We start from the raw sequence: 25337 nt of genomic DNA, 5'->3' as shown, positions 1-25337 counted from the left end.
TTATCGACAATTAAAACGTACGAACAAACAAATGACAACATGCAAATCTCCGCCGACACCCGTTTTGAAATCCTCGACGTCATCCACGCCTACAACATGGCGGCGGACAAAAAGGACGTGGAAGAAACCTTGACCTACTACGTTGAAGAAGGCCAAATCACCGGCGACCTGAGTACGGGAAAGGGCCACGCCGCGATGCGGGAAGACCTACCCAATATCTTCAAATCCGAAGTCACGCTAAAGCGGCATCTGGTGAATAACGTACGGTTCTTCCCCGGGGAGGTGGAAGGCGACGTCAAGGTTACCTACGTCCTGCTGGTGATGGAGGCTCAGGCTGCCCCTCTCTCCATTGCCACCTCAATCGTAACTGACCACTTCCGCCTGGTTGGGGACGGATGGAAAATTGTAGTCCACCACGTGGCCGTTGACCCGAGCGCCCGGTGGTTGGTGAAGGCGGGGGCGAAGGCGGTGGAGATTATTGAGGAGGTGAAGGATCGGTTGTCTTAGGGGGCTGAGGATGTAGAGGTCCGTTGTTGGTGGGTGAATCAGCGAATACTGTGGAGCGCATGGGCCGTGCGTGAATAAACTAATACGTAGGATTCCACGGTCTCGCGACCTGTTTCATCCTACGCTAAGTTGGACCGTCCCTTCGGGACTTCTGCTAATGGATCCATCGAAAACGTAGGCCTCCGTTGCCTGCAGCACCTCTAACCCACGCTACGGTAGACGCCCCGCTGGGGCTGGATTACACGGAGGTATATAAGAATTTTACGCGGCGTTGCTGGAGAGTGTGTATCATGGCCTCAAACTCTTTATTCTTGGTCTCCGATGGTAAGTGGAACTCGAAGGAATAGGTGTCGTGGATGGTATGAAATTCAACCACGCTACCGAATTCGACGAGATAGTTCTCCTTTCGCCCCTCATGTTGCCAGGAGGAACGGCGGCGGATCGTCAGATTGGTAACGTCGGTGTATAGGAATTCTTTAGACGGATGGCCATCGTAGTGAACACGCAGTTTATCCTGATAAATATCTAAAGTGCCCAGGCTACGGACATCACGATGTCCTTCGTGCAAAGCATAGGCGATGCCTACCGTGACAACCAATGCAATAAGCAAGTGGATGACATCCAGGCCCAGTTTATCTGCCCATATAAAGTCAGCCCCTTGATTACTGAACCAGCTCGCTGGGGCGCCGATTAGCAACCATACCAAAACAAATAGCAGCGCATAGATACCATACCGGAGGGGAAGGTATTTGTGGAATTTTGAGGAGTTGATGAGGTCGGCGGTGAAGAGGGGCATTGTAGGGAAGTTAATCAAACTTGCTATGGTCTAAATTCATATTTATCAACTTAATTGTAAAAATCATCAACTAACACTTTATTCGACAGGCGAATACTTTAGATAACTCAACGCACTCCTAATTCCTGACAATTATCGCTATGGATTGCCTCAAATCTAATCTTGAATGAGCGAGGTTCCGGATTTGGTTTTCCGAATCTATAGGCGCTACGACGGTATTCAAGGAAGTCTAATACAACTTCACCGTAGATGGTCTGCCCAGATCGAATAGCTTTATCAATTGTCAAAAGAGTTTCAATCACGACGGTGCTATCGATTCCATCCTCTATATCCGAGGATTCTACAAATTTGGCAGTTACACAGCGTGTATTTAGGTCAACACCTAAATCGACGAAATAGCCGAAAAGATAATCGTAATATATCAACTTCATAAATGCGCTATCTCCTAAAGTGCAATACCTAGCAACCTCTTGTATTTGCGAGTCCGATACGTCTCGCCATGTGTGATCCGCATAAGACGCTTTGGATTTCGGCAGCAAAGAATCTACCACTACTTTGCCCCGGCCGGTACATGAGTCTACGGTTTGCGCATGCCCGGAGACGGCTATACAGACTGTGATTAACCACCCTAATATTAATTTTTGCATGTTTGGGTTTGTTTACTAGGATCCTATTAATTATGCATCTTTCCTCAACCTAAACCGCGCAAATGCAGCCCGCGCCACATCCTCATAATTGACTTCAGTCAATTGATCATGATACCATTGCACTCCATCGGAAATGAGATCCTGCAAGCCATTGTAAAGCATATAAAATTCTTGCAGCCCAACTGGTGGCAGGTGTAAATCAATATACAATTGGTGTAGGGGGAAGAGCTGTTTCACAACGTCTTCCATGGAAGTATAAGTTAGTCTACTTTCAATGTAGCGTACGTATTGGGCCACCCAATAATCAACGTCATCAGCATCAACCTTCATATCCGTGAATATTTGTTGAACTATCTCTTTGGCTTCAAACTGGTTAATGGGCTGTTGAAGCACGATAAGCTCCATTAAGGATTCGTGCTCGTGGCCGGAGGTATAGTTCCGGTAAGCCCAATCCTGCCACTTTTTGTCTACGCTCAATCCCAGGATGAAATCGAGAACGAATGATGGTGTATCGGGTGTCATGGCTTAAATGTAAGGCACCAGTCCCGAAGGGACGATCCACCTTAGCGTAGGATGGAACGGGCCGCGAGGCCGTGGAATCCTACGTGTTCGTTTTATACCGCGAGGCCGTGGGTAACTACACGTTCGTTGCATCCCGCGAGGCCGTGGAATCCTACGTGTTCGTTTCATCCCGCATGGCCGTGGAACCTACGTATTCGTTTCATCCCGCATGGCCGTAGAATCTACCTCCCAGCAATCCTACACCTAAACTTGGTAAATCACCGTGGTCATTTGTAAATTCACTTCCACTAGGCTTAGGGCGTACGCAATCAAAGCCGCCACGTGCGAGAGCGCGAACCCAATGATCCACCTACTATTTTAATTCATCAATCGAGGCCATGAATTTTAAATACTGCTTCATCTTGTCGATGCTGATGACCACATACTCACTGCAAGCACAGTACTTTCGAGAACTTGCATCTACGCCCTTTGATGGCGTAATACAAAGCTCGGTAGCTTTCGAGGACGTGGACGCAGACGGCGATCTCGACCTGCTCATCACCGGTCGGAATAATGACGAAGAAGGCATCTCAAAACTATATCTCAATGACGGTGAAGGGAATTTCTCCGTGCAGCAAAACACCACTTTGGAGGGGGTACAATTCAGTGCCACCGCATTTTCTGATGTCGACGGTGATGGGGATAAAGATCTTCTCCTTACTGGGCATGGAACAGAACCAATCGCGAAATTGTACCTCAACGACGGAACGGGTGTCTTTACCGAAAAGTCCAACACCCCATTCGATGGTGTTGGCTCAAGCGCGGTCTCTTTTGGCGACGTAGACCGAGATGGAGACGAAGACCTACTCCTGACCGGATCCACCAAAAATGAGAGAATAGCAAAACTTTACAAGAACGAGGGAATGGGGACCTTCGTCGAGGTAAAGGGCACCCCGTTCACCGGGGTAGCCTCAAGTGCTACTGCCTTTGCGGACGTAGATGGAGACAATGACCTGGATGTCTTAATTACAGGAAGAGACGCGAACCTACAATCCAGTACCAAACTGTTTTTGAATGATGGGAATGGGGGATTCTCGGAAAAGACGGGAACTGCCATCACCAATCTTCACTACAGTACCGTCGTATTCTCAGATGTAAATGGTGATGATGCACCGGACCTGATAATTTCTGGTACATCTTCATCTAACGGAATGAACCAGCCAATCAGCGAGATCTACCTCAACGACGCTGCGGGCAACTTCACCTTGCTCTCCGGTCTGCCCTTTGAAGGCCATTTCTATGGTAGCGTAGCCTGCTCGGATATTGATGGTGATGGCGATCAGGATCTTATCGTAACTGGTGGAATAAACGAGTCACACGCAAAACTTTACCTTAACAATGGAAACGCAATTTTCTCGGAGGCCCAGAATGAAGCGCTAACCGGCGTATGGTACAGCTCCATCGCTTTTGCGGACGTAGATGGTGACGAGGCCCAAGACGTACTCATCACTGGATCCGTTGATTTTAACGGTAAGCAGCTCACTGCAAAACTGTACCGAAATGTTGGCTTAGTAAATAGCGTTGGTTCAACCGCCTCAGATCTATCTATCGACTATTCTCTCTTCCCCAATCCAACAGCGGCGGAATTCGTGAACGTTCGTTTCGTATCATTATCCCCGGAGGAAGTATCACTACAAGTCTACAATTCAGAAGGGATCCTCGTGCGAAGACAAGCGACGAGGACGACAACGGGAACCCAAACAATCAAGCTGGATGTATCCCACCTGGCGCGGGGAATTTACTTTGTAGAACTACTTGTACAAGGGCAAAGCCGTACAGCAGAGTTGATCATACGATAAGTCAGTTCTTCTTACGTTTAGGTTGGTTCGGGACAAGCTTAGGCGAAATTCGATAGCCTTTTATCACCAGGGCGGGGTGAGCCATAGACATAGGGTCTAATACCTTAAGTCCCCATTAGCACCTCCATCCCAAAACATCGCACCCGCGGCAGCGCCTAACGGTTTAAAGATGAAGAAAGATGGCGGTTTGTGTACCATTGAATGCGTGACGACCGGCGAGCGGGTCATTTGCAAGCGGAAGTGACTGCTTGACCCCCAATCCAATACCAAACTCAATATGGGGCGCTGACGCAGGTGCGAAGAAATTGGGAGGTGGGCAAGGATAGGTTGTCGCTCTGTAGTAAAAATGAGCTAGATGTAGCGATGGATGCAAGACTACCACTCATCCGGTAGCGTACCAAAAACGTTGTGTCCGCCGAACCAAATCACCCCGTTAGCGTCCCGCTCCATGTACAGGTTCAATTGACCCTGGGGAAGTTCGCTATTCGTATTGTCGATAATAATGAGGGTATCCGCTGAAAGGCTGTAGTAAGAAAAGCCGTTGGTGTGGGAGTAGATGATACTTTCGTCGCTACCGCGTTCAATAATGTCGAACGCCGGGCGGCTGGGTACAGTCAGTTCTTCGTTGGTGTACGTATTCACCACTTCATTGAATTTAACTTGCGTCAATGCGCCGAAGGATACCTTGACGAATACGCCACCTGACTCCGCTGGGGATATTTGGGAGATCCTCGTGATATCCGTGAAAGGTGAGTTGGGGTGTTCCGTCCACGCTTCGTCCCGGAATTGAAAGAGTCTCCCCTGGTTGGCGTACCACACTACACCGTCGGAGTCCACCGCCATAGGGCCGCCGAAGAAGGAAGTGTTAGCCCCGGAGGTTACCTTTTGCAAACCTGAGTTCGTATCGTCGTAGGTAAGTAATTCTCCGTTTCGGTAACGTGATACGCCGGCGCCGTGGGCGATCCAGACATCCTTCTTGTTAAGATCCGCAATCACACGATTCACGCCTTCCGGAATGGTGATGCTGGACCAGGTCTCACTTTCAATTTCGAATACGGCGACCTCACTGTAGATGAAGCCAGTGGAGTACAGGTACAATTTTCCGTCCGGCCCGGCGACGGTCCACCGGGGTGATAGAATGCCCAGATCACCGGGCGGCGTGAAGTATTGAAAGGTTTCGTCACTAATGTTGTAGGAGAACAGCACGTTCTTTTCGGCCTCCCGGCGGTAGGTCGTCCCCCAAATAAAGCCCGGGATCTGGGTGGTGAAGTCCAACACGCTAAAGTTGCCCGATTCGTTGATGACAGGTAGTTCAACTAGGTTAAGCTCGAAAGAGTCAACGACGTTGACGACTTCTTCTTCCTCCTCAGGTAATCCGGGGTCGGGGCTAAGCATGTCTTCGTCTTCGCAGGCGCTGATGAGTAGGGCGAGGAGCAAAAGGTAGTAAGTGTATTTCATGGGTTTGGTGTGTGGTGTTGCCCTCAATATAGGTCGTAGGAGTCGGTTGGCAAAGAAGCCAAATGAGTGATTAACAGGAAATTAAGTGCGTTGTTGGCTAGTTGTATACCGGCTACACCTTACCTTTTTAATTCCTTTTCGAGGATATCGATGAAATCCTTATAAACCGATACACCCGTCTTACTCAGGGCGTTCTCCTCCGCTTGAGTCAACATTTGGTGTGCTTTCTTGACGTCTTTGGTCACGCCTACTCCTTTAAAGTAGTAGAATGCCAGATCCGCCAGCGCGTTATCGTTGCCGAGGTCCACGCATTTATTTACTAGAGCAATTCCTTTCTGGTAATCCTGCTGCCCACCAGTCCCTCTCATATAGATTCTCGACAATTTTAGGAGCGCCCTTTCCTGATACCAACGGTTAGTGAGTAAGCTTTCCAATAGCGCGATCGCTTCCTCTATCTGCTCTGGCTGTTCGTCGATGATGAAATCAGCCAATTCGTAGATATCTTCCGTATTGCCGCAAGCTATGGCTTTTTTCCGCCATTTGATTACGGCTTCAACGTCTACTTCATCCTGGTAATAATAGTAGTTCGCGATCTCGTGCGCGGCTTCCGGATGGTGGTGTGCCGCCGCTCTGAGGTAGATGGACAGTGCAAATTCGTTTCGATCCACGGAGAAGTACTCGTCGTACTCCGAGGTCATCAATGCATTGGCGTAATCGACCAGACTCCCGGGGCACTGCTCGAGTGCACTGAAGTCTTGTTGCTCCCAATTGTCATCGTCAATCTCATCGATGAGTCGCTGCGTGACGGGGTAAAGAGTGATCTCACAGAACGAGAACGCGTAGAAAGAGAGGTCGCCGTCACTATCTAGGTGCTTGATAGCGGTCGTCGTTTTATCCGGATCAGAATAGAAAAGCACTTCCTCATTGTCGTTGTCGGCGAAGGCGAAAGCTACCTCGGGAATTGCCTTGCTTTTTCTGAGTTCCTGCGTGCGCGTGGCGCATTTTTCGAGTGGCCAGAACGTCCAATCGTCAAAACGGAATTCGATTGTGGTGGCGGTATTGACATCATCACCACGGAAGGCTAGATAGTCATCCGGGAGTTGGATTTCTAGTATGGTTTGGAGGTCTTGGGTGGTCATGGGTGGGCGGGTGTACTAATTACGAAGGAGTTCAGGCAATATGATCCTTATACTGGAAAGGTGGGGAGTGGTGAAAACGTCTCTTTTAAGGTAGATTGTTGGGGTGATTGTAACAAGAATGACAACGCATGGGTGGCGTATAATGGGAACGCAGGACGCGACGAAAATGTGGGACTCCGTTGCCTGAGGATATTCTGACCCACGCTGCGCCAACGAAAACGTGGGCCTCCGTTGCTTGCGGCCGGTCTAACCCGCCAACGAAAACGTGGGTCTCTGTTGCCTGCGGCAACTCTAACCCACGCTACAATAGACGCCCCGCTGGGGCTCCTTACCTCCTAGGCACAGGCAATTCTATTCTTTAATCGGCAGTTTTACCCCGGCTTCTACTTTGAATTCCAGATGGTTTGCGGCCGGTGGGATGGGGCAAGAATAACCCGTCGTATAGGCACAGTAAGGATGGTAAGCCTGATTGAAATCAATGACGATATTGCCGTCGCTGGGTAGTTTGGCCTCGATGTAGCGGCCACCGGCGTAGGTGTCGCTACCATTGGTTAGATCGGTGAAGGGGATGAAGAGATAGTCACTTTCCGGGGCGGTGGGTTTGAAGACCTGGAGCTCCTGGTCTTTACCACTTAACTGGAAGGCTGCGGTACCGTACAGTTGGTACTCCTTCTGCTCCCCACTGCTGGTTTCCATGCTGACAATTTGGTCGGCGTTACTGTTCTGCGAGAACTTGGCGGTCACTCTATTTGATTCACTGACGGGGAAGAAGCCGTGGCCACCTCCGGCCCTAAAGTCAGCAATATCTTCTTGTGGTAACGGGGTTGTGAACTCGTCGTAATACTCATCATTCAATCCCCACTGGAATGACTTGATTTCGTCGGCGTAGGAAGTATAGGACTTGCGTTGCAAAATGTTTTCTAAGTAAATCCCATTGGGCAGTAGCACCATGAAGTGGTATTCGTCTCCATCGATATGAAAAATATTGGCCGTTACGGGCTCGCCATTCGGGAAAAGGCTACCGGCAGGATTCTTCAGTTCGTAACGGCTGTTGTTGAGCCACTTCAACTCCAATTTCACCTCCTGGCCTTGTAATCTTTCGGTCTGAACTGGGCCATTCCTTTCCACTTGAGCTATTTTTCCCGGTGCAATGACGTTTGTGTACGTACCATCAGAAATTTCCGACAAGGGGTACGGGAATTCCTTTTCGAAGAGGACACTATCCCGTCTATTCGTTTCTTCCCAAGCAAAATTGACCAGATCATTTACGTAAGTCGCCATACCGTGTTCTACGTAGTGGTTATCCGCCAAAAACAGCTCGCGGATGGCCGCGCCATGGGGGGATTCCATCAGTGTAATCAGACTATCAATCCGCGCTGGAGCCATAGAGGCGACGGCGGCACTAACAGCCTCATAGTGGCGGGAAAGGGCAGAATTAGGAACCTCCTGGCTAGCTACTTTGATGAAATAAGCATCCTCTTCCATAAACTGGAAGTCCGGATTATTCTGCAAGGCAACACCGAAGCGTTGTTGAAAATCCTCCACCGTATAAAGTAGGTCGATCAGTTTGCCCTGGCTTTCGGTCAGTTCGGCTTCCTGGGCTTGGAGACCATTTAGGTGAAAGGCAAATACACCTAAGAATACGAAGAGTAGTTTGTGGAAATGGGGTGCGGACACGTTAGCTGGGTTTTAGTCCAAATGTACAATTTTTTGCCCCTGGCCTTGGGTGGGCACCTTGGTTCGACTCCATCCATTATTTCTCCATCCCAAAACATCGCACCTGCGGCAGCGCCACGCAGTAAGTCCCGTACTTTGTCGGGGCGCCCAGATATTCCTGATCTCGTAATACCCAACAACTCCCCCTAACCCACCAAATCACGAAGACCTTTATATTTCGTCCTACCTACGGGCAATTCCGTACCGCTCTGGAGGACGGCCGTGTATTTGCCGCCACCTTCGATGCGAATCTGACGGATCTGCTGCAAATCGACCAAGTAGGATTTGTGGACGCGGTGAAAACTCGTAGGTAATAAGGTAGCCAGTTTATCCAGGCTCTTGCCGTGCAGGAATGTGGTGCCATTCAGGAGGACGATCTCCGCGTACACACCGGCGCCCTGCACGTGGCTGATCTCGGCTACCGGGAGCAGATTAATGGCACCCTTCTTGCGGACCGACAGATACTTCAGCGGGGCATCCGGCTGGGCGGTCCGATCACTGGTGCGGGAGAAGGCACGGAAAAGCCGCGCGGCATTGAAGGGCTTGGGGACAAAATCGAGCACCCCGTATTCAAAGGCTTCCAGCGCGCGGTCGTGGTAGGCGGATACGATGACGACGTGGCAGGAAAGAGAGGTCATCTCCTGCAGGACGGTGAAGCCATCCTCGCCGTTCAGATTGAGGTCGAGCAACAACAGATCAACCTGATGTTCATCCAGATAGGCGCGGCCGGTCTTGACGGAATCACGGTGAGCTAGCGCCGTTAGCTGGTCGCCAAAATAGTCGGTGGCCATGCGTTGCACGCGGCGGGCAATGCGATTCTCGTCCTCAATGATCAACAGGTGCATAATCAGGTGATTGGAAAGGTGATGGTGGTACGCCATCCGCCTTCAATTGGCCCGTCGGTGAGGGACCATTGGCTGCCAAAACTTTCTTCCAGGCGGGAGTGAATGTAAGCCATGCCGGTACCCGTGCCGGTACTCCGGGCGGTAGCGTGCGGGCGCGCGAAGACGGTGAGCTCGTAAGTGACGGCCCCGGAACCCGCGGCGGTTTCGGCGCGTAAATGGAAGCGCACCCTCCCCTGCTCATCTGGCTTGGAGTGGGTAACGCCATTTTCCACTAGCGTGAGCAAAATGCCCGGTGGCAGCTTGGCTTCGGGGTCGAGGTTGGCTTCGGTCCATTCGTAGCTGATCTCCTTCCTGAATTCCATGACGCGCAAATGGGACCGACACAACAACAGGGCCTGGCTAAGCGGAATACTTTCCTTATCCGCGACCGAGTGAAAGAGCATGAATTCTTCGGATAATGCCTCAATAAATTCCACACTTTTCGCGGGTGATTCCTCCACCCAATCGATGAGGGAGGTCAGGGTATTGAGCAGAAAATGCGGCTGGATATTCTTGCGCAAGAGTTCATTTTCTAACCTACTCGCGCGCGTCAAACCAGCTTCGTAGGCAAGTTGCTGGGTCTGACTACGCCGGGCGAGTAAGTACAGCTGGACGATCACCAGTAGCGCAAAACTGAGGAAAAGACTGATGTCGTAGTCAAAGATCAGCAGGTTGAACGTGCGCTGGGCAACGACCCACGGGATAGCGTAAAATAGCAGCAAGATCAAGAGCAGCAGCCGGCTTTCCGGTAGCTTCTTCCATACCGCGAAGGCCGTGATCAGGATGGTCGCCAGCCAGGCAACAATGCTCATGGCCTGAACCGTCGTATCGTAGCGCAGTTCTACCGTAGTGAGGTAAAGGCCCAGACTAGCGGCGTACAACAGCAGCAACCAGCGCTTTTTCGGCGTATCGAAATAGACCAGAAAGAACCAGGGGGTGAGCAGCGCCAGGATCAAAGTCATAATACCTATGGCCAGCAAGCGCGTGTAGTGAAAGGTGTATTCGTAGGCGTACAGAAATTTCCAGTATTCCATGATGAGCAAGCCGAAGAACAGCAGGCACATCAGCCCAAAGATCAGTCGGGCGGGGTCGCGCCCCCGGAAAAACAGCAGTAAATAGTAGATACCGGCCGAGAGAAACATGCCGCCGAGAATCAGCATACAGGCGGCTACCAGCAGGCCCGTTCGGCCCAGCTGAAAATACTCCCCGAGATAAAAAGTGTGCCAACTGGCGTAGGGCGGGCCGTGGAAGTGAGCCACCCGCAGGGCCAGCACGTGGTCACCGGCCAGATCCAGTGAATCCGGCAGCCGGAGATAGGAGGTGAAGCGGCCGGGTACTTCGGTATTTTCATCCGTCCCGACGACGCCCGAACCGCCAATAGCGACACCATCCCAGTACGCTTCGTAGGTGCCGATGGAAACGATGCGCAGCCCCTTCGTTTCGATGGCAGCCAGTTGCTCCGCCGTCCAGTTTGTGCGAAAGCGGACCCAGTAGTTGGTGTGGCCCTCGACGCCGGACGCGCTGATCCAGTCCGCATCGTCCAGGTCAGGGTCCGACCAAGTGGCATCGTCACCCAGTTTGATGGATCGCTCTACCGGGAACAGTTGCACCTCCTGTACGTCGCACGAACACAGCAGTAGCCCTAGAAAGAAGAGCAAGATGAATGGTGGGCAACTGATTTTCATAAGTAGATATCGCCGGTTGTCACGTGACTAGAACGGCTCCGTTTCAGCAAAGAAAAGGAGCGTCGTTGCGTCATCCGTGCAGTTGGCAAAGCCCCGGTGCAGTTGGCAAGTTAATACCTTGTTGGCCGGGTTCGGGCACCTAGTTTTACTGCATCACCAACAAAGAAACCTACCATGCAGACTACAAAAAATACTACCGCTACCCTTCTCCAGTGCCAACTCGATCACGACCAAAACTCCGTCGGAGGCGCTTCCGGGTCCCGACCCCATTTGCTTACCCAATTCAGCCTCGTCGCTACCCTGTTCCTGCTTTTCTTCCTCGTTGGGGTTTCCCTGGAAGCACAGACACCGCTCGATCGGCAGGATGAGCTCGTGGCCAAGGCCGATGCGATCATTGCCCAGAGCGTTGAAGCCAGGGATTTCGCCGGCCTTTCAGCGGGCATTTTCATCGATGACAAGATCCGGTGGGCCGGCGGCGGCGGCTACCTGAACGTAGCGGAACGGACGCCCGCCACCAAGGATATGCTTCACCGCATCGCCTCCATCAGCAAACCGATGACGGCCGTCGCCATCCTGCAACTCGCCCGCGCCGGCAAATTGGACCTCGGCGCTTCGATTGATACCTATCTACCTGACAGTAAGATTCGGAGTAAGGATAAGATCACCGTACGGCAACTGCTCAACCACACTTCCGGCATCAAAGCATACGCTTCGGAAAAGGAGTTCGTGAATTTTGTGGAATACCCGAACAGCGCGGCCGCCATGGATATATTCCAAACCCGCAAGCTGCGATTCAAGCCCGGGAAGGGATTCCAGTACACGACTTATGGCTATACGGTACTCGGTGCAATTATCGAAGCCGTCACCGGAGACAGCTACGCCGCCTATATGCGAAAAAATGTCTGGGAACCCGCGGGCATGATTAATACGGATATCGAGGTAGCCGGCAAATCTTATCCCAACAAATCCAGCCTCTACGGGATGACGGCCACCGGAGACTTCCAGGATGACCCTCAGGACAACCTCAGCAACAAGTACGCCGGCGGCGGCATCCACTCCACGGCGGAGGACCTGCTACGCTTTGGCCAGGCAATTCTGGATAACGAATTACTCACCGAGGCCGAACTAAAAAGTATGCGAAAGTATCCCGACATAGCGCGGCACGACACGCCCTACGGTTTGGGTTGGTACGTCCATGAGAGCGCGGATTTCGGTCGCGTGGTTCGCCACGGTGGTGCCCAGTCTGGCACCAGCACCTACCTCACGATTTACCTCGATGCGCGCGTGGTCGTGGCCATTATTGGCAATACGTCCGGGGCTGACATGGAGATCGGTGGCCTGCGTTACCAGCTTGGCCGCACGGCCCTGTCGCCGGAAACCCTCAATGAGCCCCTCCGCCCCATCACCCAATTATCGACCGCGCAACTGCAGCAATTTACCGGCACTTATGCCTATCCGGATGGTGGGGTCTCCAGCATCGTTCTCCGCGGTAGTCAGCTCTACGGCGAGGCGAAGGGGGCGCCGACCATCAAGCTGTACCCAGCTTCAGAAACGGCCATCTTCGCCCGCGTCTACCCCATTGAATTTAATTTCGAAAAGGAAACAGACGGTAGCCTGCGCGTCATTGATCGCGTGATGAACGGCGAGCGGGTCCTTTGCGAGCGCAAGTAAATATTTGCTCCTCCAACCAATTTATATGCACAATTGGGCGCTGCCGCAGGTGCGAAGGAATTGGGAGGTGGGCAAGGATAAGATATCACCCTGCAGTAAGCATGAGTACGGTGTGGCGATAGATGAATCCCTTTGGCTAGATTTGGTGTGGAGTGTGGGACGACTGTTGTATCACATAAAATGAATGTAATGTCCTAATTCAAGGCCTGATACCCACTCCGCATGAGCCGAATGGAAATACCATCAGCCTGCTGGAGGATGATGACGGATGATTTGTCTAATGCGGTTGACATACTGAATTCATGGCTGGTGGCCTCCGCCACGGCAAATGGAATGGCAACGGACAGGTCATCCGTATCCCGAAAAGCGTGGACCAGAACGGGAAAGTCCAGCGCGATACTCCGGTCAATACGGAATTTATTCAACGGCGAAGTCAGACCAACTGGAGGATGAAATACGCTGAGGTCCGCACCATTGGTACCGAAGGCCTCCCCCGCCCCATTCGTGAGGATGACGGCTTCCTGCGGTCTGACCGATCGGTAGAGCGCCTGTTCGAATGCGGGGCTGGATGCCGGATGATAGCGTTCCTGATCGACCGTCAGGGGGTCCACGCCACCGAGCAGGTGAAGCTGTCTACCCATTTGTGGCCATTCGGTGTACTTGTTGGTCTCCGATTCAATCAGGTGGCCGAACCCGCTGTGGATGACCAACTTGTCATTCGGAAACCGTTCGGCGTAGCGCAGGATGTTTTCGGCCTGCACCCTTTCCCGGTCGGCACCGTAAATGGTATCGTTGGCTTCGTACTCAAAGAGTTTGTACCCCAACTCGACGGCGTGCTTAAGCATCTCGGCAAATTCGGGATCCTGCACGTACGTTCCGCTCTCTGTTGATATTTGTTGGGGATCATCAATAAATCCCGCCGGTTCGTTTACGATCAGGGCCTCCGCGCCGAGGTGGCGATACCCCTGGTCGTACAGGTCCTCCAGCAGGGAATGCGTGAAAGCGCGGTGCTGGGAGTTGTGGTGCGCTTCGTTCAGTATCGTAAACCGATGGCTCGCTGATTGCTCAAGAATAACTTTTTTCGCGGGGATGGTATTGGGGAAATCCCTCATCACCTGATCGGTAGAAAAGGTATCGAGGTCTTCCCAACCGTAGGCCCGCTTGAGTGCTGACCGGCTGCTGTCCCACATAGCGATGGCCAGTTCCTCCTGGCCGATGAAGGCGTATTGCTTCGCCGCCGGCTCAAAGCGAAAGATGTTCCCCGTGTCGCTAGCTACCTCCTGCCGGATCGCCTCCGAACTACTGTACGGACTTGCAAAAGTGACCGGCTCGTACTTGGAGCAAGATTGAAGTGACAACAAGAATAGGAAACACAGTGAGGCGGTCAGTCTAAACATTCAGTCAGCAATTACTGGTGGGGATTGCTGGGTGGATGCGGGATTGGGGGAGTTTGGTGGGTGGGTAAATGCCTTTTCAGGCCAACGAAAACTTGGGCCGCCATAGCCTACGGTAATTATGACTCACGCTGCGGTACCGAAAACGTGGGGCGCAATAGCCTAGGGTAAATCTGACCTAGGTTGCGGCAACGAAAACGTGGGCCTCCGTTACCTACGGTAACTCTAACCCACGCTACAATAGACGCCCCGCTGGGGCTGGTATTTATGAACTGATGATTGTCAGCTGGTAAACCCCGCCAGCAAATCCACAATCTCTTCGTGTTCTTTGATTACCTCTTCCGTCTGGTAGTCTTTGACGTCCTCCAGCTCCCACTTTGCCTTTTCTAATGCTGTTGAGATATCTTTTGCACTAAACGTGGTGCGACCTTGTTTGAGGAGATATTCCACTACCGCCGGGGAGGAGGTGTAGGTGAGGGGCGTGTGATCGTTGTCGCAGGATACGTTGATGGTAGCACCGTTCTCCACCAGTAGTTTTACCAGGTCCAGGTGGTTGCGGTTGGCGGCCACCATTAAGGGTGTCATTCCACTTTGTGGGGATTTCTGGTTGACGTCCAGGCCCATTTGGAGGAGTTGCCGGGCCACTTCCACGTAGCCGGTGAAACCGGTTTTGAAAAGCGCGGATTCTCCATCGTCGCCGACAAGGTGAACGTCGGCACCTTGGCGCATCAGGAAGAGAGCTATCTCTTCATTCGGGCCTAGAATGGAGGCTAGCAACAGTGGTGTATTCCACTTGTTGCTGGCGTTCAGGTTACCTCCATCCTGGTAGTATTGGCGGATTCCCATTAAGTCGCCGGCGGTCAGGTAGGTTTCTATTTTTTTGCCATACTTGGCGTTGCTCTTCTCCTTCTTTAGTCTCGGGAGCGGGGCACCAGCCAACTTCGATACCTTAATTGGGTGCACGGGTCTACCAGGGTCGGCCAGAAAAATTTCGAGGCTTCCGCTGGGCAAGGCTACCCGTTCCGGCTCTTCGTAACAACCATCCGAAAGCTGCGCGTTCGTTTCCTCGATCACCGCTTTTACGGTTTCGTCCAAAATCTGACCAGGAATGTCCAGTTCCACGAGCGTCAGTACACGCTGTTGCTTGGGGTCGAAAGAGAATTGAACCCTTGAACCCGTAATCTCTACCGCTGGCAGGTTATCATCGAGGTATTTGTGGAGGTCCTGATCTGAAAATTGGTGTTGAGAAAGGGCGGCAAGTTCTGCTCCAAACTTCTTCAAATCCTGGGGGAGCAGGTGGGCTTCGTAGGTGAGTTGCAAGGTCATTACTAAGTCAGCTTATTTGGGTTGACTAAAATCCTTAATCCTCCGCAAAATAGCGTTCTCCTTGTAGTTGGTTAGACTACGTTGGCAACTGCCAACTGTGCTTCCCGTTTTAAACGTTTGATCTCCTCGATCCCTTCTTCAAATGTGATTGCGTTGCGGTACCCCAGCTCCGCGCGAGCCAGGCTATCGTCCACTGAGAATTCCTTACCCATCAGTCGGATCATCAGTGGGGCGACGGGCGGTTTAGACTTGAGGCCGAAAAGCTTATACGTCTGATGAAAGGTATGAGCCGCGGCCGTAGCGATCCAGAGCGGGAGACGTTTCTCGCCGGGGTCCAGGCCTTCTGCATTCAACAAGGTGGTGAAAAATGTTTTAAGGGGTCGGCGATCACCGTCGGTTACGAAATAGGCCTTTCCGCTCTCGGGGCTGGTAAATGCCGCCAGGATCGCACTGGCCAAATTCTTCACGTGGATGGTGGACAACACGTGTTCACCCCCATTCACCCACCGCCACTTACCGCTCTTGACGTTTTCGAGAAGATCATCATAATGAGGATTATTCGGGCCCCAGATCGCGGGCGGGCGGAGGGCGATGGTAGAGAAATGTGCAGCATTCCGTTCGAGTACGTACCGTTCGGCAATGGCCTTCGTTTTGGGGTACAACTCCGGCGGCAGGCAATTGTCGGCGGCCGCTTCCGTCATTTTGATGATCGGGGAGCCGCTGATGACCGGGGCCGCACTGATGTAGACGAATTTCTCAACGCCGTTCTTTTCGGCTTTGCGCAGCAGGTCCCTGGTCGCCTCCACGTTGATGGCGTAGTAAGGCGCCGGGTCCACGGTGATGTTCATGTAGGCCGCTACGTGCAGCACGTAACGGCATTTTTTGAGTGCTGCTTCGACCTGCCCGGATAGCGCGAGTAGATCGCCTTCCACGGCCACGGCACCGAGCGCTACTACTTTTTGAACCGCCTTAGGGCTTCGGGCCAGGGCATAAACGACGAAACCACGCTCTACTAAAATGGGAATAACGTGGCTACCTACGAACCCGGAACCACCGGTAACAAATACTGATCTATGCTTTTCCATAGGGCAAAGATCCGGTGGGCATGGACCGGCTCCCCTACCCTTTTGGTCGTTTTACTTACCCTTTTGATTTTTAATTTTATTCGGAGCATATCCGAAATACTTTTTAAAAGCGCGGGTAAATTTAGTCGGGTCCGCATACCCGATTTCGTAGCTGAGATTGGCGATACTATCCGTACCATTCTTCAATTTCTCCAGTGCCAAGTCCATTTTCACCTTCATCAGAAATTGCTTGGGCGACCGGTCATAAAGCAGTCTAAATGCGTGATTAAACTTCGTCGTGCTCATCCCCGCAGCTTTAGCGAGTTCGGAAACCTTAACCGTAAATAGTTTCCCATTAGCAGCGTGGGTTTCAAGACTGATGCGGATCCGCGCCACGTCATCGTCCGAAACTTTCAGGGCCGCCAGACCGTCGATCCGCTTATCCAGCGCCTTGAAAAAGGTCTCCAGGAAGGCGGACAGTTTGGTAAAGGATTGAAGCTTATTCTCTACAATGAAAAGCTGGCGAATCAGTTGTTCCTGGTGAACGGAGAGCCACAAACTGTAGTAGGACGAGGCACGCAAATACCGAGCTATTTCATGCTCGCTGAAAAACGTCTTTAAGAAATCGGCGTGCAGTTGGATGATGATATTTTCTCCGCGTTCCCCACGATTTAGCCGGTGGCGCACTTTCGTGTTCTCGGGATAATACACCATGGCGCTATCGTTTCGGACCGAAGACACCACGGTTTCCCCATTTATTTCCTTGGCCATTTCACTGGCGGAAAGGTTCACGTTCAGCAGGATAGACTCACTATTGACCGGATTCACGGATGAAAAGATGAAGGCCTGCTCAATACCGTATTTGAACGAGAGTACGGTGGCCTTTCCGCCGAAGGACAAGTCTTGCAGTGTTCCCGTCACGAGGTGATTGTGCAGCAGGAAACCTTCTTCCGTTGCTACGCCCGCAAAATGATCGATGAATTGCTCCCGCAGGGCGCGGCTGATGTCAATGGTGACGGTCTCCATTTGGTATGGGCTTAGGTGATGGTTGCCCGTCGAACTGCTCTGGCATCCTCCCCGGCCGTAAAATACCTCTAACTTATTAAGGCAGCACTTGGAGTTGGCCTGTGCCCCCTTTTTCGCTCATCCTAAAAAACTTCGCACCTGCGGCAGCGCCCTGATCCTGATTAGATCGTTTAGGCGCTGACGCGGGTGCGAGGGAATGGGGAATGCGATGTTGAACGAACACGTAGGATTACGTGGCCTCGTAATGTTGTTAAACGAATACGTAGGATTACGTGGCGTTGCGGTGGAAATGAACGAAAACGTAGGATTCCGTGGCCTCGCGGCCTACTCCATCCTACGCTAAATTGGACCGGACCTTCGGCCCTAGTTATTGGTGGGGGGCATTCCGATTTTTACGGTTAGCATTTTGGTGCCAAAATCGGTGGTCTCATTGTAGTTGCCGCCGAGTATGAACAGCGTTTGGCCGTCCGTAGCCGCATCGATGGCGGCCTGGATGGAGGGGTAGCCGTTGGTGGCGTCGTCCAGAAAAGCCACGTCGTTGGGGACGACGGCGGAGGAGAGGACAATACCGCCCGAGCCGCCCGAGAAGCTGGTGATGCCGGTGAATTCAGCGTACTCGATGCCGGCTACCAAGCCGCTCGTGCTCGCAAGCGAAATGGATTCATCGTATTGTGGCGCGACGTACGGACCGCCTACATTCTTGAAGTGGCGGAAGCCGTTCGGCGTAGCGTATTTGTAGGTGTAGTTGCAATCCGGATTGGCGGTGATATACTCGTCGGCGGCAGTCTCCATGGCCATGCGCTCGCTGCTTGGGTAGTAGAAGCGAACGTCATAGGTACCGTTGAGCGTGCCGGTGAAATCGACGTTCCAGGAGCGGGGCAGTTCGTAGCGGCGCTCGCCGGGAGAGTTACCCTGGGTACAATCGCCAGCTTCGGTGGACTCGACGTAGAACGTACCATTGTTCCTGACACTGACCTGTGGGAGCACGGTGGCGCCGGCAAAGTCACCCTTAATCGAAAGGATGATTACGCCGCCGCCGGTGACGAAATGAGTCCAACCATCGTTGTCCGTGCAGCTGGAAGTCGCCGTTTCCGTACCGACCGGGATGTACCCGAAGAGCGCTGGTGAGACGGTGACCGAGGCATCGGCCGTCGTGTTGCAGTTGCCTTCGCGACGGGCGTAATACGTGGTCTCAACGGTAGGCGATACAGTGACCGTCGGCCCCGAACCCAGCAAGGAGCCCGTACCATTCGGACCGGTGTACCAGCGAATTACTGCACCCGTCCCGACGATGCCACCGCTTGCAGATAGGACGATATTGGTATTGGGGCAGACGCCCGGGGAGACCGGCGCGATTGTTGGCGGGGTGGAATTAGTCTCTACCGTCACCGTTGCCGACGTACCCAGACCGCTGGTGCGAACGCAGCCATTATCGTCTACAACGGAACTAAGGGAATAAATGGTGGTCGTAGTTGGCGTGACGGGAATTTGGGTGCCGGAGGTGAGGTTCTGGTAGCTGGTACCGTTAAACACGAGGTCGAAGGGCGCCGTACCGGAAGTCGCGGTAAAGGTGAGGTTGGCGGAGTTGCCCTCACAGATGGTCGCGTCTCCGGTAAGGCTGCCGTTAGGGAGTGGCTTGACGGTTACGGTGACTACGTTGGAAAAACCAGTTATGCCGCAATTATCGGTAGCACGGCGGCGGTAGTAAACCGTTTGGGACAAACCAGCAGGCGGGTTATAGCTAAGGTTAGTAGCCGTACCGATGTTGCGCCAATTAACTTGATCGATGCTAATCTGCCACTGATATAAAATATTAGTACCGAATGAAACACCGGCAGCGGTGGAGGCCAAATTACTTGGGTTGCCGCCGGAGCAAATAGTTTGCGTGCCACTTATAGAACCGGGATTAAGGGAGGTCGCATCCTGAAGGCGGATATGATCGATCCACCCCCGGTCTTCGCCCGCACTGATGCTACCATTTTTTTGATAGCGCCATTCAATAATATTGTACCCGGCATCGAGCGGGATGGTGACCGTAGCCCACCTGGTTTGCCCGGAGATCTGCCGGACGAGGACGTTGTTTTTGTACAACTGAAGGTAGTCGCCGTCGACCTCAGAGGAGACGCGCCAGTCGAACGTGAGCGTCTCTTTACACCTGGTAGTGAAGCGCAGGTTGGAGTGAGCGTTGTCTCCGATGGTACCGGAGGCGGCGCAGTCGCTCCCCCCGTTAGCCCAGTTGCCGACGGCGCCCCAGAAGGGTCTTGAACCGCCGGCAAGTAATTGCTCATCAACGAAATCGGTTGCTAATCGCAGGTCGATTGTCGTATAGCGGTACCGATAGTTGATGCCCATGCTGTAATTGCCGCTACCGCAGGTTTCATTACCGATACGCCAGGTATTTTCCAACGGGTCCGTAAAGGGATAGACGCATGTAGTTTGCGTGCGGCAGTCATCCCCGTTGTCGAATTCACACCGAGGGTTTTCATCGTTTTCCCAGGCATCTAATCTTGCCCGGAGTTCCGTAGCGGCAATATTGTTCCTTACGATACGAGTGAATTGTCCAGATACGGTGGTGCTCCCGTTGGCGTCCTGCGTAGTGCAGGCACCGCCGACTTCCGTTGTGAATTCATCGTCGCTAAACCACGATTTCCAGGTATAGTCTTCGTCTCCGAACAGATCGTTACACATGTTTTGGGCCTGGTAACTATTTACCAATGCTTCGTAATCGACGTTCTGTGCGGTGAGGTAAACAGGTAGCCCCATCAGGGCAGTGATCACCAACGTAGTGGCAAGGGTGCGATAGTATGAAAACATGAGGTGACAGCATTAAACATCTGCGGCAATCTGCGTTGCCGGTTTGGAAAATTGAGGTGAATGCTGCGAAGACGTGTGTAGGTGGGGCTAAGGTAAATGATTGTTGGTGTTTTGACAAATAGGTCGTTTGGGCGCTGCCGCGGGTGCGGGGTAATTGATGGGATTAAACGAACATGGGGGAATTCGTGGCCTTGCAGTTGGAATGAACGAACACGCAGGATTCCGTGGCCTCGCGTTATTAAACGAACACGTAGGATTTCGTGGCCTCACGTTATTGAACGAACACGTAGGATTTCGTGGCCTCCCGGCCTACTCCATCCTACGCTAAGGTGGACCGGACCTTCGGCCCTAGGACTTTAATAGGCGATAGGTGATTTAACGAACGCATAGGGTTTCGTTGCTTGACGGTCTACTCCTCGTATTTCAGGGTACGGATGTCCGCAATGAGTTGGTTGACGGAGGTTTTGTTGAGGCCATTGTAGATGCCCCGGATGTAGCGGTGCTTGTCCACCAGGACGAAGTTTTCCGTGTGGAGGAAATCGTCCTCACCCTTTTTGAGCCCCAAGCTTTCTTCGACGAAATAGTCGTGGCGGCCGAGTTTGTAGATTGCCTGCTGGTCGCCGGTGACGAGGTGCCATTTGCGTGAGACGATCTCCTTCTCCTCCGCGTAGCGCTTCAGGACCGGGACGGAATCGTATTTGGGGGTGACGGAATGCGAAAGCAGGAGCACTTCGTCATCGTCGAGAAACTCGTCCTGGAGGAGTTTCATGTTATCCGTCATCTTCGGGCAAATGCCGGGGCAAACGGTGAAGAAGAAATCAGCGACGTAGATCTTGCCGGCAAATGTTTGCTCGGTTACGGTTTCGCCTTCCTGGTTGAGGAGTTCGAAGGGCCCAATGCGGTGAAAGGTATCGGGCGGAGCAACACCTGCTTCCATCCAGAGCGGAGTGAACGTAGCTTCCTGGTAAAAGGGAAGGCGGTCTACCCTACTACCGTTGACCTCAGAGTCGACGTTACAGGATAGTAACTGGAGCATGGCGAGCACCATCAGCATTCTATTGACCATACACCACGGTTTCGTTCTCCAGGCCGTAGCAGAGGGCGGCTTTTTTCAGGCCAAAGATCCGGCCGTTTTTGGCTTCGTAATTGGCGTATAATTCACCGTTTTTACGGAAGGCGCGCTGGAGACCCTCTTCTCTACCCATTTCGAGATGGAGGACTTTATACAATTCGCCGGTGGGGTACCATTTTCGTTGTTCGCCGTGGGCCTTACCCCGCTCGTAGTGAAGGTGAGCTAGCAATACGTGGCCGGATTCCTTGGCCCAGGTTTTCTTATCACCGTGTAATTTTCCATGGACAAAGTGGGCTTCCTGCCGCAAGTGGCCATCAGCAAACCAGCGGGAAGCAGGACCGTGTTTCTTGCCGGCAATAAAACCCATCCGTTCTTCAAGTGAACCATCGGGGAAGGCAACTACCGCATGGCCTGAATAGGGTGACGCATCAAGTAGCCACACCGCTCCTTGAGGGTTGTAAGTAAGTAGTGCCTTATCGACGGTGGTATCCGGGATCACTGCCTCGACGGGTTGCGGCTCGGTTGTTGAGGTAACGGCTACCACAGCGGGTTCCATACCGCAAGCGGAAAGGAACAAGGTGAGTAATAGCAAGAGGGAAACCTGGCCCGTCATTGGCAGCATTCGTGGAAATCGGTAATCAAGATGGCGGAGGGGCAGAACGCATTGTCCACCCTACATAATTGTACTGGGCGTTCCTTTCAGGTCTACCCCGAACAGCACGATCAGGTTACCGATGTACAGTTCGTTGATGATATGGTAATGGTAAAAGGACTGGCCGCTACTGTGCTGGGTCGCGGAACTGTGGCCGCCGGATTCATCCAGATCACCGGGGTAATCACTACTGGCGCTACAGCGGCGACCGTAGATGAGAAAGCCATCCGCCATGATGCCAACGAGCTTCTCGTCGTCGTGAGACAGCACGGTATTTTCCGGTACGTCCATCGACTCGACGTGGTAGTGGTAGCCCGAGGGGCCGTTGTGCGCACCGGCGTAATCGAAGGTTTCCGCGATCTCAAGTTCTAGGGGGCGGTTGGGGCCTTCCGTATCGTTGAAGATGGGGACACCGGTTACGGATATACCAATTGGTCCGAGGCCGGTAGCCGTGCTGGAGGCAGCCAATTCCGGCGAGGCCGGTAGGGTGACCGACAGGTTGCGCTCGCCAATCCGGCCGGGCGTCTGGGCTGCGGCCACGACTGGTGAAATGTACAGAGGGTCCGTCTCCTCGAAGTAGGGAGACGTATGGTTTGGGATTCCCGTCGTTTCGATGTTGATCTCGTCGCCATCAAAAGAAATGGTAACTGCGTCCTGGTTAAACTCATCGAAGGCGCTGATGGGGGTACCTACGGCGCCACCGGCATCATTGGTATCGGTATTATCCGCCACGAAACCCTCGGGTTGTTCGCAGGCGGATTCGGTTACGTCCGGGTTACCGAGGCCGTCACCGTCGGCGTCCTGGTACCAGGTGGATTCGGTGCAGGCCATGCCGTCGTCGTCGTTACAAGCAATAAGGGTGCACAGGGATAGGGCGAAGAGGAGCCCGGAGATGGGTTTTATCATGGTGTGGGTTGGGTTTGGTGGTTGGACCGCAAGGTAGGTGGGAATCCTTCGGTGGGGTGGAATGTATTTGGCTAAGGTGGGGATATTGGATAGGTGATATGCGATATGCGATATGTGATATGCGAAATTCGATTGAACGAACACGTAGGATTCCGTGGCCTCGCGGTGGGATTGAACGAACACGTAGGATTCCGTGGCCTTGCGGTGGGATTGAACGAACACGTAGGATTTCGTGGCCTCGCGGCCTACTCCATCCTACGCTAAGGTGGACCGGACCTTCGGCCCTTGTTTAGTGGTGGATGACGATCTTCTTCGATTGTAATAGTTGGGGGCCGTTGAAGGCAGTTAGGACGTAAATGCCGTTTGGTAGGAGGGCAGTATTTAAATTGGCGGCACCTGCGGTGCGTGGGAGGTTGGTGGATAGGACGATCTGACCGTTGAGGTTTAGGATGTCTATCCTCGTCGTGCGGATATCCAGGTTATCCAATTGGAGGACGTTATTGGCGGGTATGGGATAGGCATTAATTGTTGAGACGGTCGTTTCAGGAGAGGTTGACGTGGTGGATTCCTCGTAAGCGTTGGGGCCCACATCCGCAGGGGTGAGGGGTGGGTAGCGGATGGATTCGAGGGAGTAGTGATCAGCGCCCACGGTGCTCGGGGAGGTTCTGGCATGGCCGTCGATATCCTGTGCGACGGGGTCCATCCCGTTAGTAAGGTCGAAGGTGGGGGTATTTTGGGTTGACCGCCAGATGCCGAGGTATTCGTCGAAGGTCAAGTTCGGGTCTAAATTTACAACCGCGGTTTCATCAAAGGTGGTGGTAGTGGCGCCAGTAAGTAGGGAAGCTTCGCCCGTGGGGTACATCAGGTTATTGGACCAGGTGATCTCATCTCCCTGGTCGTTGTTGGGATCGACGATGGCCACCAGGCTATTTTCCGATCCGGTGATGAGGTTGTTGGCGATGGTGATGTCCTTTAGCCCTTTATTGTATCGATTGGCGTTATCGAAGCCGATCTCAATCCCGTGGCTATTATTGACGAGGGTGTTGTACGCGATTGTCACCCGCTCCGCGCGGAAGTGTTTGGACAGGCTGGAGCTCTCCCCATCGATAGCATCTCCTTGCGTGAGAGTGATAGGAGCGTCCCAGCGGGTGCCGGTCAAACCCTCCATATAATTATTGATGATGAGGTGATCAGTACCATAGATTCGGATACCGCCAGTTTGCAACAGCGACCCGGTGGCGGATACGCTGATGGGTTTATCGTCGCCAAAAAAGTAGTTGCCCTCTACCCTATTCCGGTTGCCGTGGCGGAGGGAAAGTGTCCCGTAGCTGGCGATGAAGGTGTTGTGGCGGATGACGTTATCGCACGTCTTAACCGAAATGATCTCCGGGTCGCCGTCGCAGTCCTCAAACAGGTTGCGTTCCAGAATGGTGTGGCCGCTGCTGAGGGACATTTGGCTCCATCCAACCCGGATCGATTCCTGACCGTTGACCGCCCGCGGTCCGTTATTGCGGAAGTAGTTATGGTCGATCGTATCGTTGGTAGATTGGTAGTAGACCTTGGTGGAACCGGTCGCGTCATTCGAACCATCCACCGTAATGAAGTGGCCGGGCGAAGTCTTGTTCTGGAAGGTATTGTGGTCGATCCGATTGTGGTGGCTGGGGTACTCGAAGGGGAATACATTATCGTTCCAGACGCCCCCGATGAATACCCATTTGATGGATTCCGAAGTCTCCAACTCAAATACATTGCGGGTGATACGGATGTGGTTACACCCCTCCAGCTTCACCAGGGTTTCGTCTCCCTTCGCATCGAACACAAATCCTTGTAGCACGACGTGAGCGGACTTTTTCAGCACGAACTTGGACTCTCCAGTTAGGGTCACACCACCCACCGTTTCCGCCTTGATGATGACCGGTTTATCCGCAGTGCCCACTACCTGTACGGTCGCTTCAAAATCTCGGTAGGTGCCGTCGGAAACGATGAAGGTGCCGCCGTCGGTAGATCGGTTGACGGCGCTTACGAGGTCGTCCGGATCGTCGAAATAGGCCTGCGCGTCGAGGTGGCCGACGAAGAGGAAGAGTAGTACGGCAGCGTACACCCTCATCATTCGCGTCATTCGGGTTTGGTTCTTCTTGGAAGGTGTGGTCATTGACTTCGGGGCTGATCAGCCTAGCTTGTTTGTCGGTTAAGGTAAGGAGTTTCTTACGCTCCTATTCT

At 52.9% G+C, this 25337-nt stretch carries 20 protein-coding genes; 3 read left to right on the top strand and 17 right to left on the bottom strand.

What is annotated here, in order from left to right:
• The first annotated feature begins 39 nt into the window (after positions 1-39).
• Positions 40-507 carry a nuclear transport factor 2 family protein gene (locus A3850_RS13940; protein WP_068217633.1) on the top strand — a complete coding sequence of 156 codons (468 nt, stop codon included), beginning with the start codon at positions 40-42 and terminating at the stop codon, positions 505-507.
• Between the two features lie 238 nt (positions 508-745).
• Here A3850_RS13940 and A3850_RS13935 read toward each other — a convergent pair whose 3' ends face one another.
• From A3850_RS13935 to A3850_RS13925, 3 genes are all read right to left on the bottom strand, one after another.
• A complete protein-coding gene (locus tag A3850_RS13935) occupies positions 746-1303 on the bottom strand; it encodes a hypothetical protein (protein WP_068217629.1) in 558 nt (185 codons plus the stop codon).
• A gap of 107 nt (positions 1304-1410) precedes the next feature.
• Positions 1411-1950: a hypothetical protein gene (locus A3850_RS13930; protein WP_068217625.1), complete on the bottom strand. Its 540-nt coding sequence runs from the start codon at positions 1948-1950 to the stop codon at positions 1411-1413.
• Positions 1951-1980: 30 nt separating this feature from the next.
• Entirely contained in the window at positions 1981-2472 is a 492-nt protein-coding gene (locus A3850_RS13925) for a hypothetical protein (protein WP_068217622.1), read from the bottom strand.
• A gap of 413 nt (positions 2473-2885) precedes the next feature.
• Here A3850_RS13925 and A3850_RS13920 point away from each other — a divergent pair, with 413 nt between their 5' ends.
• On the top strand, positions 2886-4310 hold the full coding sequence (locus A3850_RS13920; RefSeq protein ID WP_197494061.1) for an FG-GAP-like repeat-containing protein: 1425 nt from the start codon (positions 2886-2888) through the stop codon (positions 4308-4310).
• Positions 4311-4685: 375 nt separating this feature from the next.
• Here A3850_RS13920 and A3850_RS13915 read toward each other — a convergent pair whose 3' ends face one another.
• The 5 genes from A3850_RS13915 to A3850_RS13895 all read right to left on the bottom strand — a co-directional run bounded on the left by A3850_RS13915 (position 4686) and on the right by A3850_RS13895 (position 11165).
• Positions 4686-5768 (bottom strand): hypothetical protein, encoded by a 1083-nt coding sequence (locus tag A3850_RS13915; RefSeq protein ID WP_068217617.1) that lies wholly within the window; start codon positions 5766-5768, stop codon positions 4686-4688.
• 119 nt (positions 5769-5887) lie between these two features.
• Positions 5888-6907, bottom strand: a complete 1020-nt coding sequence (locus A3850_RS13910) for a tetratricopeptide repeat protein (protein ID WP_068217614.1) — start codon at positions 6905-6907, stop codon at positions 5888-5890.
• Positions 6908-7258: 351 nt separating this feature from the next.
• The gene (locus A3850_RS20035) at positions 7259-8584 is read right to left on the bottom strand and encodes a DUF1684 domain-containing protein (RefSeq protein WP_082921820.1); all 1326 of its coding nucleotides are present in this window, start codon (positions 8582-8584) and stop codon (positions 7259-7261) included.
• Positions 8585-8769: 185 nt separating this feature from the next.
• Positions 8770-9468, bottom strand: a complete 699-nt coding sequence (locus A3850_RS13900) for a LytTR family DNA-binding domain-containing protein (protein WP_068217611.1) — start codon at positions 9466-9468, stop codon at positions 8770-8772.
• Positions 9469-9470: 2 nt separating this feature from the next.
• On the bottom strand, positions 9471-11165 hold the full coding sequence (locus A3850_RS13895) for a histidine kinase (protein WP_197494060.1): 1695 nt from the start codon (positions 11163-11165) through the stop codon (positions 9471-9473).
• A 201-nt stretch (positions 11166-11366) separates the two neighbouring features.
• On the opposite strand from A3850_RS13895, the gene A3850_RS13890 reads away from it, so the two are divergent.
• Positions 11367-12863 carry a serine hydrolase gene (locus A3850_RS13890; RefSeq protein ID WP_068217605.1) on the top strand — a complete coding sequence of 499 codons (1497 nt, stop codon included), beginning with the start codon at positions 11367-11369 and terminating at the stop codon, positions 12861-12863.
• A 194-nt stretch (positions 12864-13057) separates the two neighbouring features.
• Here the strand turns inward: A3850_RS13890 and A3850_RS13885 are convergent, their stop codons facing one another.
• The 9 genes from A3850_RS13885 to A3850_RS13845 form a co-directional block, all read right to left on the bottom strand.
• Positions 13058-14260 carry a hypothetical protein gene (locus A3850_RS13885; protein WP_157501206.1) on the bottom strand — a complete coding sequence of 401 codons (1203 nt, stop codon included), beginning with the start codon at positions 14258-14260 and terminating at the stop codon, positions 13058-13060.
• 279 nt (positions 14261-14539) lie between these two features.
• Positions 14540-15583 (bottom strand): ankyrin repeat domain-containing protein, encoded by a 1044-nt coding sequence (locus tag A3850_RS13880; RefSeq protein WP_068217598.1) that lies wholly within the window; start codon positions 15581-15583, stop codon positions 14540-14542.
• Positions 15584-15654: 71 nt separating this feature from the next.
• The gene (locus A3850_RS13875; RefSeq protein ID WP_068217595.1) at positions 15655-16668 is read right to left on the bottom strand and encodes an NAD(P)-dependent oxidoreductase; all 1014 of its coding nucleotides are present in this window, start codon (positions 16666-16668) and stop codon (positions 15655-15657) included.
• A 51-nt stretch (positions 16669-16719) separates the two neighbouring features.
• Positions 16720-17673: an AraC family transcriptional regulator gene (locus tag A3850_RS13870; RefSeq protein WP_068217592.1), complete on the bottom strand. Its 954-nt coding sequence runs from the start codon at positions 17671-17673 to the stop codon at positions 16720-16722.
• Between the two features lie 363 nt (positions 17674-18036).
• Complete coding sequence (locus tag A3850_RS13865; protein ID WP_157501203.1) at positions 18037-20487, bottom strand: hypothetical protein; 2451 nt, start codon at positions 20485-20487, stop codon at positions 18037-18039.
• A gap of 409 nt (positions 20488-20896) precedes the next feature.
• The gene (locus A3850_RS13860) at positions 20897-21553 is read right to left on the bottom strand and encodes an SCO family protein (protein ID WP_068217586.1); all 657 of its coding nucleotides are present in this window, start codon (positions 21551-21553) and stop codon (positions 20897-20899) included.
• The gene (locus A3850_RS13855) at positions 21543-22181 is read right to left on the bottom strand and encodes a toxin-antitoxin system YwqK family antitoxin (RefSeq protein ID WP_157501200.1); all 639 of its coding nucleotides are present in this window, start codon (positions 22179-22181) and stop codon (positions 21543-21545) included. The genes A3850_RS13860 and A3850_RS13855 overlap by 11 nt, the downstream gene beginning before the upstream one ends.
• Positions 22182-22232: 51 nt before the next feature.
• On the bottom strand, positions 22233-23117 hold the full coding sequence (locus A3850_RS13850; protein WP_068217580.1) for a YHYH protein: 885 nt from the start codon (positions 23115-23117) through the stop codon (positions 22233-22235).
• Between the two features lie 289 nt (positions 23118-23406).
• Entirely contained in the window at positions 23407-25269 is a 1863-nt protein-coding gene (locus A3850_RS13845) for a chondroitinase-B domain-containing protein (RefSeq protein WP_082921819.1), read from the bottom strand.
• Positions 25270-25337: the final 68 nt, after the last annotated feature.

The organism is Lewinella sp. 4G2 (assembly GCF_001625015.1).
GTDB lineage: Bacteria > Bacteroidota > Bacteroidia > Chitinophagales > Saprospiraceae > Neolewinella.
This window is presented reverse-complemented; position numbering and strand designations above follow the sequence as displayed.

What these genes read in the sequence shown, in the direction of transcription:
- A3850_RS13940 (WP_068217633.1), top strand. Translation starts at nt 40, where the DNA reads ATGCAAATCTCCGCCGACACCCGTTTTGAAATCCTCGACGTCATCCAC.
- A3850_RS13935 (WP_068217629.1), bottom strand. Translation starts at nt 1,303, where the DNA reads ATGCCCCTCTTCACCGCCGACCTCATCAACTCCTCAAAATTCCACAAA.
- A3850_RS13930 (WP_068217625.1), bottom strand. Translation starts at nt 1,950, where the DNA reads ATGCAAAAATTAATATTAGGGTGGTTAATCACAGTCTGTATAGCCGTC.
- A3850_RS13925 (WP_068217622.1), bottom strand. Translation starts at nt 2,472, where the DNA reads ATGACACCCGATACACCATCATTCGTTCTCGATTTCATCCTGGGATTG.
- A3850_RS13920 (WP_197494061.1), top strand. Translation starts at nt 2,886, where the DNA reads ATGACCACATACTCACTGCAAGCACAGTACTTTCGAGAACTTGCATCT.
- A3850_RS13915 (WP_068217617.1), bottom strand. Translation starts at nt 5,768, where the DNA reads ATGAAATACACTTACTACCTTTTGCTCCTCGCCCTACTCATCAGCGCC.
- A3850_RS13910 (WP_068217614.1), bottom strand. Translation starts at nt 6,907, where the DNA reads ATGACCACCCAAGACCTCCAAACCATACTAGAAATCCAACTCCCGGAT.
- A3850_RS13900 (WP_068217611.1), bottom strand. Translation starts at nt 9,468, where the DNA reads ATGCACCTGTTGATCATTGAGGACGAGAATCGCATTGCCCGCCGCGTG.
- A3850_RS13890 (WP_068217605.1), top strand. Translation starts at nt 11,367, where the DNA reads ATGCAGACTACAAAAAATACTACCGCTACCCTTCTCCAGTGCCAACTC.
- A3850_RS13885 (WP_157501206.1), bottom strand. Translation starts at nt 14,260, where the DNA reads ATGTTTAGACTGACCGCCTCACTGTGTTTCCTATTCTTGTTGTCACTT.
- A3850_RS13880 (WP_068217598.1), bottom strand. Translation starts at nt 15,583, where the DNA reads ATGACCTTGCAACTCACCTACGAAGCCCACCTGCTCCCCCAGGATTTG.
- A3850_RS13875 (WP_068217595.1), bottom strand. Translation starts at nt 16,668, where the DNA reads ATGGAAAAGCATAGATCAGTATTTGTTACCGGTGGTTCCGGGTTCGTA.
- A3850_RS13870 (WP_068217592.1), bottom strand. Translation starts at nt 17,673, where the DNA reads ATGGAGACCGTCACCATTGACATCAGCCGCGCCCTGCGGGAGCAATTC.
- A3850_RS13865 (WP_157501203.1), bottom strand. Translation starts at nt 20,487, where the DNA reads ATGTTTTCATACTATCGCACCCTTGCCACTACGTTGGTGATCACTGCC.
- A3850_RS13860 (WP_068217586.1), bottom strand. Translation starts at nt 21,553, where the DNA reads ATGGTCAATAGAATGCTGATGGTGCTCGCCATGCTCCAGTTACTATCC.
- A3850_RS13855 (WP_157501200.1), bottom strand. Translation starts at nt 22,181, where the DNA reads ATGCTGCCAATGACGGGCCAGGTTTCCCTCTTGCTATTACTCACCTTG.
- A3850_RS13850 (WP_068217580.1), bottom strand. Translation starts at nt 23,117, where the DNA reads ATGATAAAACCCATCTCCGGGCTCCTCTTCGCCCTATCCCTGTGCACC.
- A3850_RS13845 (WP_082921819.1), bottom strand. Translation starts at nt 25,269, where the DNA reads ATGACCACACCTTCCAAGAAGAACCAAACCCGAATGACGCGAATGATG.